This window comes from Rhizobium redzepovicii, assembly GCF_019793435.1.
GTDB lineage: Bacteria > Pseudomonadota > Alphaproteobacteria > Rhizobiales > Rhizobiaceae > Rhizobium > Rhizobium redzepovicii.
On sequence record NZ_JAILYH010000016.1, the window covers coordinates 153385 to 165489 of the forward strand.

Below are 12105 nucleotides of genomic sequence, written 5' to 3' on the forward strand. Positions count from 1 at the left end.
ATATCGGTAGATATATTGAGCATGCCGAGCGCGCAAGGGCACGGTCGCAGGATTTCGCAAGCGCAGCCAAAATGCCGCAGCTGCGACCGGAAGGCTCGCAATTCGCCACTCTTGTCCGTGCAAGACTTCCGTCCAGTGGCGGCAGCCCGGCTTCAGCCCTAGTTTCGGGCAGACATCGCCTCCGCCGGAGGTGCGCAGGAGGGTTCGATGGCGTTCTTCGAAAGCATGCTGACGCTGTTGCTGGTGGCGATCGTCTTCCTGCAATTCTCCAGGAAATTCCGCATCCCTTATCCAACCATGCTGGCGATCGCCGGCATCATCGTCGCCGCCGTCCCCTGGGCACCCGAGGTCGCGATCGATCCTCAGCTGGCGCTGGCGCTGCTGATCGCGCCGGTGCTTTTCGACGCCGCCTATGACCTGCCGCCGCGAACGTTGCGACGCAACTGGCTGCCGCTCTTCTCGCTCGCCGCCATCGCCGTGGTCCTGACAACCGCTGCCGTTGCCACCGTCAGCGTGACCATGGCCGGCCTGCCGCTCGCCGCAGCCGTCGCACTCGGCGCTATCGTCGCACCACCGGATGCGGCGGCGGCGACCGCCATGCTCGACCGTTTCGACCTGCCGCGCCAGACCTATGTGATCCTGAAAGGCGAGAGCCTTCTCAACGATGCCGTCGCGCTCCTGATCTTCAGCGCCGCGGTGGCGGCCGCCGCAAGCCCCGCCTTCTTCACCGGCGCCCTGGCGGAGCTGGCGCTCGCCGTGCCAGGCGGCCTCATCCTCGGTTATCTCCTTGGCCGTCTGTACATGGTGATCGGGTTGAAGCTCGCCGGCACGCTCGGCGGCACCCTGCTCGAATTCGTCGCCACCTTCGGCACCTGGATCATCGCCGAGCGGCTGCACCTTTCGGCGATTCTCGCCATCGTCGTCTATGCGATGGTGATCGCCCGCTACATGCCCGAGCGCCAGACCGCCCGCCACCGCATTCATTCCTATTCGGTCTGGGAAGCCGCGGTCTTCCTGCTCAACGTGCTCGCCTTCCTGCTGATGGGCCTGCAGGTCCGCCAGATCGTCCTCGACCTCGATCCCGGCCGGCTGAATTTCGCAATCACCCTGGCCGCCGCGGTCTTCGTCACTGTCATCGGCGTGCGCCTGGCCTGGGTGCTCCTCTATAACCGCGTGATCACCTTCCTCGCCGAGCGCGGCTACACCAGACAGGCCGTTCCCACCTTTGCGACCAGCCTGCTTGCCGGCTGGTGCGGCATGCGCGGCCTCGTGACGCTGGCGACTGCACTCGCGCTGCCGATCGACTTCCCCGATCGCGACATCATTCTGCTCAGTGCGCTGGCCGTCGTTCTCGGCACCCTCATCGTCCAGGGCCTGACGCTCGGACCGCTGATCAGCGTCCTGAAATTCGAGCCGGACACCTCGCTCGACCGCAACCTCACCAGAGCCCGGGTCGCGTTGATCGATGCGGCACTGGCCGAACTTGCCGGCGGCGAGGGTAAATCCACGCGCATCCTGCGCGACGTCTACACCTCCGAGCGCGAGATCACCGCCGACGGGAAACATCCACGCGAAGTCAGCAGCCTCGATAAGCAGCGCCGCAGCGTCATTGCCGCCAAACGCCGCAAACTGGCAGCGATGCGCCGCGCCGACGAGATCGACGACGATGTCTTTCACATGCTGGAACAGGAGCTCGACTGGGCCGAACTCGCCGTCCTGCCGCCCGGCCGCGACGAGATCGTCGAGAGCTGACGCCATCCATGAAGTTTTGATGGATTTCGCAATCCCGGCCAATTGGCATTTGCTATTTTTCGCCGCTGCCGTTTATATCCGGTTCCACAAGTTACGATTTTTCCGATGTGCATTGCGTGCCGGCCTTCCCTCCTATGGATTGAACGCCGGGGGAAATCGCGGGGGCCACGCCTTCGTTCAAAGCAGCAAAACATGAAATAACATCACCTTATCTTAGGTTCGGCGGCAGTCTATCGGCCGTCGCGATTGGAGGGACCGGTATGACTTACGTGCTTCGACGGATATTGATGCTCGGCTGCATCACCACGTTCATGCCCCTGGCCGCCATGGCACAGGGCGCACCGTCCGCCCCTCCTCCCGTCACCGTTGCCAAGCCGGTCGTTCGCGATGTCGTCGACAGCGACGAGTTCATTGGCCGCTTCGAGCCGGTCGACGAAGTCTCCGTTCGCTCGCGTGTCGGTGGATACTTGCAGGAAATCCATTTCCAGGACGGCGCATTGGTCAAGCAGGGTGACCTGCTGTTCGTCATCGACCAGAGGCCGTTCGTCACCGCGCTTAGCCAGGCGAAGGCGACGCTCGAAGCGTCGCAATCCGCTCTGGTCTTTGCCGATGCGCAGTTTAAGCGCGCACAATCGCTCACCGCGAGCGGCAGCCAGGCGGCGCAGACGCTGGACGATCGCCGCCGTGAGTTCGATTCGGCCGAGGCCAATGTCCGCGGTGCGCAGGCCGCCGCCGATCGCGCTTCTCTCGACATGGAATATACCGAGATCAAAGCGCCGCTCAGCGGCCGCATCGACCGCCGGCTGATCTCGGCCGGCAACCTTGTGCAGACTGACCAGACCGTGCTGACCACCATCGTATCGCTCGACCCGATCGATTTCTATTTCGACGTCGATGAGCGCCGCCTGCTGAATTTCGCCGACACGGCGCGCAAAATGGGTAAGGAACTTCAGCAGGGCGGCGGCGGATTGGATGTATCCGTCACCATCTCGGATCCTTCTGCCAAGCCATTCAAGGGGAAACTCGACTTCGCTGAGAACCGGGTCGACAATGAGAGCGGCACCATTCGTCTGCGCGCCCGCTTCCCCAACCCCGATCTCGTCCTTCAGCCCGGACTCTTCGGCCGCATTCAGGTTGAAGCCTCCAACACATACCAGGCCATTCTCGTCCCGGACGAAGCAATCGGCTCGGACCAGAATGAACGCGTCGTCTATGTGGTTGACGCGCAAGGAAAGGTTTCGACCAAGCCCGTGAGGCCCGGCCCGCGGCTCTACGGCTATCGTGTGATCCGCGAGGGCCTCGACGGCACCGAGACGATCATCGTCAACGGCCTGATGCGCGCCCGCCCGGGATCGACGATCACGCCTCAGATGACCAAACTGCCGCAGGAGCGCCAGGACACCCCGCCTGAAGCCGCCAATGCGGAGAACGGACAATGAGATTTGCGCACTTCTTCGTCGACCGGCCGATCTTTGCGGCCGTCATCTCGATTCTCTTTCTCGTCGTCGGCGGCATCGCATATACGCAATTGCCGGTCTCCCAATATCCGGAGATCGCGCCACCGACCATCGTCGTGCGCACCTCCTATCCCGGCGCCGATCCGCAGACGATCGCCGACACCGTTTCGACCCCACTCGAACAGCAGATCAACGGCGTCGAAGACATGCTTTACATGTCGTCCTATTCCAGCGCCGACGGCGCCATGTCGCTGACGATCACCTTCAAGCTCGGCACCGATCTCGATAAGGTCCAGGTGCTTGTCCAGAACCGTGTTTCGATCGCGCTGCCTCGCCTTCCGGAAGAGGTGCAGCGGCTCGGCGTCACCACCGACAAGAGTTCTCCGGACCTGATGATGGTGGTGCACTTGCTGTCGCCGTCGCACCGCTATGACCAGCTTTACGTCTCGAACTACGCCCGCAACCGCATCCGCGACGTCCTCGTTCGCCTTGACGGCGTCGGCGACGTGCAGCTCTTCGGCGAGCGCCAGTATTCGATGCGCATCTGGCTCGATCCGGAAAAGCTCTCGGCCTACGGCATGACCTCGGACGACGTCGTCTCCGCCTTGCGGGACCAGAACGTCCAGGTCTCCGGCGGCAAGATCGGCGCGCCGCCTGTCACCGGCAAGAACGCCTTCGAATATACGGTGCGAACGGACGGACGCTTCTCCGACGTCCGCGAGTTCCGCTACGTCATCGTCAAATCGACGGGCGCCGGCCGGCTCGTGCAGTTGCAGGATGTCGCCCGTATCGAACTCGGCGCCCAGGACTACGTCACCAACAGCTACCTCAACAACGACCCGGCGGTCGCCCTTGGCATTTTCGCCCGGCCGGGAACCAATGCACTGGATACGGCCCATCAGGTCCAGACATTGATGAAGGATATCTCCCAGAATTTCCCCGAGGGGCTGGAATATCGCATCGTCTACGACACGACCGAATTCATCTCGGATTCGATTAGCGAGGTCTATAGAACCATCGCCGAGGCCGCCATCCTGGTGGCGATCGTCGTTCTCGTCTTTCTGCAATCCTGGCGAACCGCGATCATACCGATCGTCGCCATTCCGGTCTCGCTGATCGGCACCTTCGCCATCCTGCTGGCGTTCGGCTTCTCGCTCAACATGCTCACTCTGTTCGGGCTGGTACTGGCGATCGGTATCGTCGTCGACGATGCGATCGTGGTCGTGGAAAATGTCGAGCGCAATCTGGCGCGCGGCATGACACCGAAGCAAGCTTCCCATGTGACGATGGACGAAGTCGGAACCGCCGTCATCGCCATCTCGCTGGTGCTGATCGCGGTGTTCGTGCCGACAGCCTTCATTCCCGGCATATCGGGCCAGTTCTACAGGCAGTTCGCCGTGACGATCTCGGTCACCACCGCGATATCGGCGTTGAATTCGCTGACACTGTCGCCCGCCCTCGCCGGCATATTGCTGAAAACCCACGACCACGAAACCCGGCGCGCGAATATCGCCGCACGGTTTGGCAGAGGTCTCGCGGACGGTTTCAATCGCGGCTTCGACAGGATGAGTTCCGGCTATTCATGGATCGTCCGGCATCTGGTCCGTAGTTGGGTCGGATTGACAGCCGCGATGATTGCCTTCGTCTGCCTGCTCGGAGCAACCTGGTACATGGGCACGCGCGTTCCCGCGGGCTTCATCCCGACCATGGACCAGGGTTACGCGATCGTCGTCATACAGCTTCCAGACGGCGCCTCGCTGGCGCGTACCGACGCCGTCGTCAAACAGGTGGGTGATATCGCCCGGACCGTGCCGGGTGTCGGCAACGCCGTGCAATTTGCCGGCTTCAGCGGGGCAACGTTCACCAATGCCTCGAATTCGGGCGTCGTCTTCGTGCCGTTCAAATCCTTTGCCGAACGTGAGGAAGGCGGAGAAAACGCCAACAAGATCATCGGCGAGCTTTACGGCAAACTGCAAAGCATCCAGGAAGCCTTCATCATTGCCATCCCGCCGCCGTCCGTGCGTGGCGTCGGCAACTCCGGCGGCTTCAAGATGCAGATTTCCGATCTTGAAAACGCCGACATGACGCGCGTGCTCGGCCTCGCCCGCCAGATGATGGGTGCCGCGGCCACCACCGAGGGGCTGACCGGCGTCTTTACGACATTCTCCGATGCAAGCCCGCAATACTTCCTGGCGATCGACCGTGACAAGGCACGCTTTCTGAATGTGCCGATCCCCAATATCTTCAACGCGCTTTCCATCAATCTGGGCGTCGCTTACGTCAATGATTTCAATGCGTTCGGCCGCGTCTACCAGGTTCGCGCGCAGGCCGACCGGCAATATCGCATGGACAGGGAAGACATCCTCGCCCTGAAGGTTCGATCGGCGACCGGCGCGCTGGTTCCGCTTGGAACGTTAATGGATATCCAGGATGCCAGCGGCCCGGCACTTGTCCAACGCTACAACATGTACGTCTCGGTGCCGCTTCAGGGCAATCCGACGCCTGGCACATCGACGGGCGACGCCATCGCAAAGATGGAAGCGCTGGCAGCGAAGATCCTGCCGCAGGGGACAACCTTCGAATGGACGGAACTCGCCTATCAGGAAACCCATACCGGCAACACCGCCGTCTACATCTTCGCCCTCTCAGTCGTCTTCGTCTTCCTGGCGCTGGCGGCACAATATGAAAGCTGGGTTCTGCCGCTCGCGATCATTCTCATCGTGCCGCTTGCGGTGCTCGCGGCGCTGATCGGGGTCTCGCTGAGGGGAATGGACAACAACGTCCTGACCCAGATCGGCCTGATCGTGCTGATCGGTCTTGCGGCCAAGAACGCCATTCTGATTGTCGAGTTTGCCAGGCAGGCGGAAGACGAGGGCAAGTCGCCAGTGGAAGCGGCCATCGAGGCCAGCCATCTTCGCCTGCGCCCGATCCTGATGACGGCATTCGCCTTCATCTTCGGCGTTCTACCGCTTGCCATCGCGACCGGCCCCGGCGCGGAAATGCGCCAGTCGCTCGGCACCGCCGTCTTTTCGGGAATGCTTGGCGTGACGATCTTCGGCCTGTTCCTGACGCCGGTCTTCTACGTCGTGCTGCGCGGCTGGCGCCGCAAGCAGCCGGCGGAAAAAACGGTGGAGGCCGTCCCGGTTGAAAGCGAAACGGTCTGATCCGCTCCGGCGGGAGGCCGAGAAGGCGGAAGTCAGGTGGAAAACAGATGCACCTGACCCTGCCACAGGCGGGCGACGGTCAGCTTGCCGCTGCGGTAGGCGCGCGTATCGAGATTGAGCCGTCTCGGCCGTATGTCGGGCTCGTCGTTCGGCGTGTGACCGTGAACGACGAGCTTCGGCAACGGCACCCGGCTTTCGAGAAACCGCTGTCGGATCATGACCAGATCCTCGTCCGTCTGCTCGTCGAGCGGCAGCTTCGGATTGATGCCGGCATGCACGAAAATCACATTTGGAGTCTCCAGCATCACAGGCATCGCCCGCATGAAATCGATATGCGTGCGCGGCAGCGACTGGCGCAGGAAGGAATCGAGCTTTGCGCCTGAAGGAAAGACCAGCGGCAGATGCTCCGGATCGAGGCCGTAGGATTTCAGCGACTCCGCCGAACCCATCCGCATCCACTCGTCATAGGAAATCCAGCCGTCGATATAGTCGAGCATGGCGATTTCATGATTGCCGGCAAGGCAGATACGGTCGAAATCATCCGGCGGCGGCGCCATGAGATGGGTGATGACCTGGGCCGATGCCGGTCCGCGGTCGATATAGTCGCCAAGCGTCACGATCAGTTTACGCCCCGGCAGCCGCGCGGCATCGCGCAGGATCGCCGCCTCGGCTTTCGCAAGCAGATCGAACCGCCCATGAATGTCGCCGATCGCATAGGTTGGGATCGCGGCAATATCCAGCGTCAGACGTGGTCTCGACTGGCGTGCCATTTTCGAAACCTCGCCGTTGCGAGCAAGAGTATCGCTCATCATGTTTCTCAATCAAGGAAGCCCCACTTGCCGGTAAGTAGAGGCGAAAACAAGGCAATCAAGCTGGTAAGAAAATTCAAAGCCTTGGAGTTTTGTAGAAAAACCGGCCTTATCATTCGAGGGCCGATCCCTCACTCCTGTATGCCTGCCATCGGCCCGACGATTGGAGCGATTTTCGGAAGGCACGAGGCGCCGAGTCAAACTGTTGCAGCGTTCTTCGCCATCCGAAAAGACGCAGAGCGCCGTAGGAAAGAGTGACCGATGGGAACGGTATCGCAGTTTCAGGATAGAAAAAGGCCTCCCGCGCATCGCATCGAAAGTGAAGAGGAGGCGATATCCACCGCCCGCGGCCTTGCTGCCGCATTCCGGCACCAGGCGAGCGAACGCGACATCAACCGCGTACTGCCCTTTGCCGAACTCGACGCGCTGTCGGCATCGGGACTGACGGCGATCACTGTTCCGCCCGACCATCAAGGGCTCGACGTATCGAACGCGCTGCTCGCCGAAATCGTCGCAATCATTGCCGAGGGCGATGCCTCGATCGGCGAGGCGCTGGAAAACCATTTCTGTGTGCTGGAAACGCTGCGCACCCAGGCGACCGAGGATCTGCAGGCATCGCTGTTTGCCCGCGTGTTGCTCGGGGACCGCTTTGCAGGCGCCACCTTTATCGAAGGAACCGAGCTTACGGCCGAAGGCCCAGGTTACCGCCTGAGCGGGCGAACGCGACAGGCGTCCGGTATTTTGTTCGCCGACTGGATCGCCGCTGTCGCCGCCGCTCCACCCAGCCGTCCAGTCACCCTTTACCTGGCAGGCGACGACGAAGGCTTGCAGGTGGTCGACGATTGGGATGGCTTCGGCCAGCGCACCAATGGATCGGCTACGGCCATCGTCGGCACGCTTTACGTCAGTGCCGATGCGATTGCGCCGCCCCCCTCCTCCGACGTTTCGACCGGTGTCTCGCTCAGCCTGCTGCTCAAGGCAAGTGTCAGCCTCGGCATCGCCCGGGCCGCCTGGAGCGACCTGATGACAGCAATTGGCGATCCCGGCACGACGGTCCTTCCCCGCATCGGCGAACGCGCCATCCGCATCGAAGCGACGGCGGCAGCCTTAGAACGGGCTGGCCGTAAACTCGACATTGCACAGGTCAATCCCGTCGAGGCCGCGATGGCGGACGCGCATTTCTCCGCCTCGGCGGCCGCGATCCTCGCCGGGGAAACGTCACTCGACACCGCAAACGCGCTGTTCGAACTGGCAGGGGAAACATCGGCCGGCATCGGGCTCAATCTCGACCGGCATTGGCGCAATGCCCGCATTTACGCTCTATCGCTGCCACGGGACAGGCTGGTGCGTGCTGCAGGCGAATATCGGTCGAAGCCCGGCGACGTCTAAAGCTCTTTGTCTTGATGCATGTCGTTATCCCGGAACCGCTACACACTTCCGAGCGACATGCATTCAATTCAGCTGGCGGCGGAGATCGGCAATTCTTCCTTGGGGCCGTCGATGCGGCCGCCGGCGGCGACGAATTGCTCGAGGCTCATATTGTCGAGAATGGCGGCGATCGCGTCACGAACATCGGTCATCGAGCGCCGCACCTGACAGGTTTCCGGATCGGCGCAGTCGTCGCAGGCCTCGTAAGCCGTACGGCTGGCACAGCGGATCGGCGCCAGCGGCCCGTCGAGCGTGCGGATGACATGGCCGATGCGGATTTCGGAGGCCGGCCGCGACAGGGAATACCCGCCGCCCGGCCCCTTCTTCGAGCGCAGAATGCCGACATTGCGCAGTTCGAGCAGGATCGTATCGAGAAACTTCTTCGGGATATTATTACGGGCGGCGATGTCATTGATGAAGGCGGTCTCGCCGGGCGCCAGCCGCGCCAGGTCGACCAGCGCCTTCAGCCCATATTTTCCCTTTTTCGTCAGCATCGTCATTGCCCTGTAGAAAACGCAGTATTCACCCCTGCCAATAGCAGGCAAATAGCGTCAAAAGCGTGAACATACAACAAAATAGCTATTATTTATAGCTTATATCGGCAACGTCACAGGCCGCCCGGCAGTCTTGGAACCGACCGAGCAATGCCGCTACCGCTAAGTTCAAAGTGTTACAGCGCTGCGCTGTCGTCTCGCTCAGATCGTCTTCAGCATACCGCCATCGACAAAATAGGTCGAGCCGACGCAATAACTCGCCCGCTCCGAACTCAGAAAGACGAAGACGTTTGCCAGTTCCTCCGGCGTGCCGAAGCGTTTCGAGGCGGCATGCTCGTTGGCGACGCTCTGCAGGTAGCCCTCCCAGTTGCCGCCGGTTTCGGCGGTCAACTGCTTGGCGGTCTTGATCCAGTCGGGGGTGAGGATCAGGCCGGCATTGACGCAGTTGACGCGGATATTGTCCGGGATGAGTTCGGTCGAAAGCGTCTTCGAAAACATCATCAGCGCCGACTTGCTGACATTGTAGATCGGCTCGTACCAGAGCGGCTGGACGGCGCAGATCGAGGCATTGTGCAGGATCACGCCGCCGCCGCGCCTCTTCATCTGAGGGGCGATGCCGCGCGCAAGCCGCACCGCGGCCATCACATGCAGGTCCCAATAGCTCTGCCACTTCTCATCGGGCGCCTCCATCACCGTCTCGTTCGATCCGGTGCCGGCATTGTTGATGAGGATATCGGCGCCGCCTCTTTCCGCCGCCGCCGCAATGATCGCCTTCGTTCCGTCGACTGTCGCCAGATCGGCGGCAACAGCGACGGCGCTGACGCCGTACTTCTCGGCGATACGGGCGGCCTCCGCCTCGAGCCGTTCGCCGCCGCGGGCCGCCAGCACGAGATTGGACCCCTCAGCCGCCAGCCCCTCGGCGATCGCCAAGCCGATCCCGACAGACGCGCCTGTTATAACGGCGGTCTTTCCCTTCAGTCCCAGATCCATATTTTCCTCCGCGCAAGCGACTGGCGGTTCCGGCCTGATGTGCCAAATGTTCCGCCAATGAAACCTCGCGTCAAGCACTGAGATGCCTCTTGCGGAGGGCACCGATCTGTCGCAGCCTGCATCCCCACATGCGAGGAGTTTTCATGCGACGTTATTCAGCCTGCATAGAGTGGCTGTTTGCCGAAGAAGGCGACAGCTTTCCCGATCGCATCCGCCGCGCCCATGCCGGCGGCCTGACGGCCATCGAATTCTGGCGCTGGACCGACAAGGATCTGGACGCGATCGAGGCGGTTCTGAGGGAAACCGGCCTTGCCGTCACCAGCCTCGTCGCCGAGCCGATGATCGCGCTGACCGACGCCGGCAACCGGCAGGCATGGCTGAAAGGCCTTACCGAATCCGTCACGGCCGCAAAGCGTCTCGGCGCGCCGGTGCTGATTGCCCAGGCCGGCAACGATCTTCCGGGCGTGAGCCGCAAGGAGCAGCGCCGGGCGCTCACCGAAACGCTGAAGGCCGGCGCCGATATTCTTGCAGGCGGCGGTGTGCGCCTCGGCGTCGAGCCGCTCAACATCCGCATCGATCATGTCGGCTATTTCCTCGATTCGACCCGCGAAGGTCTCGACATCATCGATGACATCGCCCGCCCCGAGATCGGCATCGTCTACGACATCTACCATTCCGCGGTGATGGACGAACGCACCGAAGAGGTGCTGGACGGCCGTCTCGACCGTGTCTTCCACGTCCATGTCGCCGATCATCCCGGCCGCAACGAACCTGGCTCCGGCGGCATCGACCTAGCCCATCGCCTCGGCTGGATCTTCGCCAACGGCTATGACGGCGCCGTCGGCCTGGAATACCGGCCGACCAGACCCGGCGCCGACGCAGTCATGGCCGCGATCGCCTCGCTCGACGGTTAGGTCGGGTTTGCGCCTTCGGCAAAGGCTTCAAGCTCGGGGTCGAAATCGACCTCGACGACATTGTTAAAGACGGCAGTGGCCAGCATGATGCCGGCAAAGGCGACGAGATCGACCAGCACCTTGGTGTCGTAGCGCTGTTTCAGCTTCGCCCAGAGTTCGGTCGGGACCGCATTGGAATCGGCGACGATCGCCTTGCCGAAAGCGTCGAGCAAAGCTTCCTCCTCGGACAGTTTGAGCGCGTCGGGATTGAAAGCCTTGTTGATCAGCGCCCGGCGAAAGAAGGTGACGGCGATCTTCGATTTCGCCGCCTTCGAAATCGCATGCGAAAAGATCCAGATCGCCCGGTCGCTGATGATGGGGTCGAGCTCGGCCCGCAGCGTGAACCATTCGGCGTAGATGCGATGGGCGGCCGGCGAATGCAGCAGCGTCCGCTTCATATTGGTCATGCGTCCGCGCAGCCTGACTTCCTCGTCATGCGCCGCCCGAACCTCTTGTGAAGCGGTGTCGTAATCGATCTGCGGGAGGTGGCTCATTGGGTCCTCTTTCTGACGCACAAAGATAAATCCGCTTGGCCGCCGTGCCGCGCCCACTTAAGTTCCTCATATCGAAGGTGGAGGCAAGGCATGAGCGACGATCACGAGCATCACCACATCGACTGGCGGGAGCATGGCGTCAAGGTCATTCCCGGCAATTCGCTCGATCCGAACACCGCCCAGACGCCGGGGATGAACCGTGCGACGGCAATCAACAACGCCCGCGCCGGCGCCGAGAAGATCTGGGCCGGCACCGTGACGATCCACGCCAATGCCAAGACCGGCGCTCATCATCACGGCGATCTCGAAAGCATCATTTATGTGGTCAAGGGCAAGGCCCGCATGCGCTGGGGCGAGCACCTGGAATATACCGCCGAGGCCGGTCCCGGCGATTTCATCTATGTCCCGCCCTATGTGCCGCACCAGGAGATCAACGCCAGCCGCGACGAGACGCTGGAATGCGTGCTCGTCCGCTCAGGCCAGGAACCCATCGTCGTCAATCTCGATATCGAGCCGGTGGAAAAGCCTGAAGACGTGCCCTGGATCGACCCGATCCATCGCTGA

10 protein-coding genes are annotated in these 12105 nt (G+C 62.0%); 6 read left to right on the forward strand and 4 right to left on the reverse strand.

The features are described from left to right. Positions 1-207: 207 nt before the first annotated feature. From K6N12_RS24545 to K6N12_RS24555, 3 genes are all read left to right on the forward strand, one after another. Positions 208-1752 carry a cation:proton antiporter gene (locus K6N12_RS24545; protein WP_097629151.1) on the forward strand — a complete coding sequence of 515 codons (1545 nt, stop codon included), beginning with the start codon at positions 208-210 and terminating at the stop codon, positions 1750-1752. 260 nt (positions 1753-2012) lie between these two features. Continuing rightward, the gene (locus K6N12_RS24550) at positions 2013-3191 is read left to right on the forward strand and encodes an efflux RND transporter periplasmic adaptor subunit (RefSeq protein WP_097629152.1); all 1179 of its coding nucleotides are present in this window, start codon (positions 2013-2015) and stop codon (positions 3189-3191) included. Next, positions 3188-6373 carry an efflux RND transporter permease subunit gene (locus tag K6N12_RS24555; RefSeq protein WP_097629153.1) on the forward strand — a complete coding sequence of 1062 codons (3186 nt, stop codon included), beginning with the start codon at positions 3188-3190 and terminating at the stop codon, positions 6371-6373. The genes K6N12_RS24550 and K6N12_RS24555 overlap by 4 nt, the downstream gene beginning before the upstream one ends. A gap of 32 nt (positions 6374-6405) precedes the next feature. Here the strand turns inward: K6N12_RS24555 and K6N12_RS24560 are convergent, their stop codons facing one another. Continuing rightward, positions 6406-7182 carry a metallophosphoesterase family protein gene (locus K6N12_RS24560; RefSeq protein WP_172643269.1) on the reverse strand — a complete coding sequence of 259 codons (777 nt, stop codon included), beginning with the start codon at positions 7180-7182 and terminating at the stop codon, positions 6406-6408. Positions 7183-7443: 261 nt separating this feature from the next. Here K6N12_RS24560 and K6N12_RS24565 point away from each other — a divergent pair, with 261 nt between their 5' ends. Next, entirely contained in the window at positions 7444-8571 is a 1128-nt protein-coding gene (locus K6N12_RS24565; protein ID WP_097629154.1) for a monooxygenase, read from the forward strand. A 68-nt stretch (positions 8572-8639) separates the two neighbouring features. Here K6N12_RS24565 and K6N12_RS24570 read toward each other — a convergent pair whose 3' ends face one another. Then, complete coding sequence (locus K6N12_RS24570; RefSeq protein ID WP_003590486.1) at positions 8640-9104, reverse strand: RrF2 family transcriptional regulator; 465 nt, start codon at positions 9102-9104, stop codon at positions 8640-8642. A 201-nt stretch (positions 9105-9305) separates the two neighbouring features. Continuing rightward, positions 9306-10094 (reverse strand): SDR family NAD(P)-dependent oxidoreductase, encoded by a 789-nt coding sequence (locus K6N12_RS24575; protein ID WP_097629155.1) that lies wholly within the window; start codon positions 10092-10094, stop codon positions 9306-9308. Between the two features lie 143 nt (positions 10095-10237). On the opposite strand from K6N12_RS24575, the gene K6N12_RS24580 reads away from it, so the two are divergent. Next, positions 10238-11008: a TIM barrel protein gene (locus K6N12_RS24580; RefSeq protein ID WP_097629156.1), complete on the forward strand. Its 771-nt coding sequence runs from the start codon at positions 10238-10240 to the stop codon at positions 11006-11008. On the opposite strand, the gene K6N12_RS24585 is transcribed toward K6N12_RS24580, so the two are convergent. Continuing rightward, a complete protein-coding gene (locus tag K6N12_RS24585; RefSeq protein ID WP_097629157.1) occupies positions 11005-11541 on the reverse strand; it encodes a carboxymuconolactone decarboxylase family protein in 537 nt (178 codons plus the stop codon). The genes K6N12_RS24580 and K6N12_RS24585 overlap by 4 nt on opposite strands. Before the next feature lie 90 nt (positions 11542-11631). On the opposite strand from K6N12_RS24585, the gene K6N12_RS24590 reads away from it, so the two are divergent. Then, positions 11632-12105: a cupin domain-containing protein gene (locus K6N12_RS24590; RefSeq protein ID WP_097629158.1), complete on the forward strand. Its 474-nt coding sequence runs from the start codon at positions 11632-11634 to the stop codon at positions 12103-12105.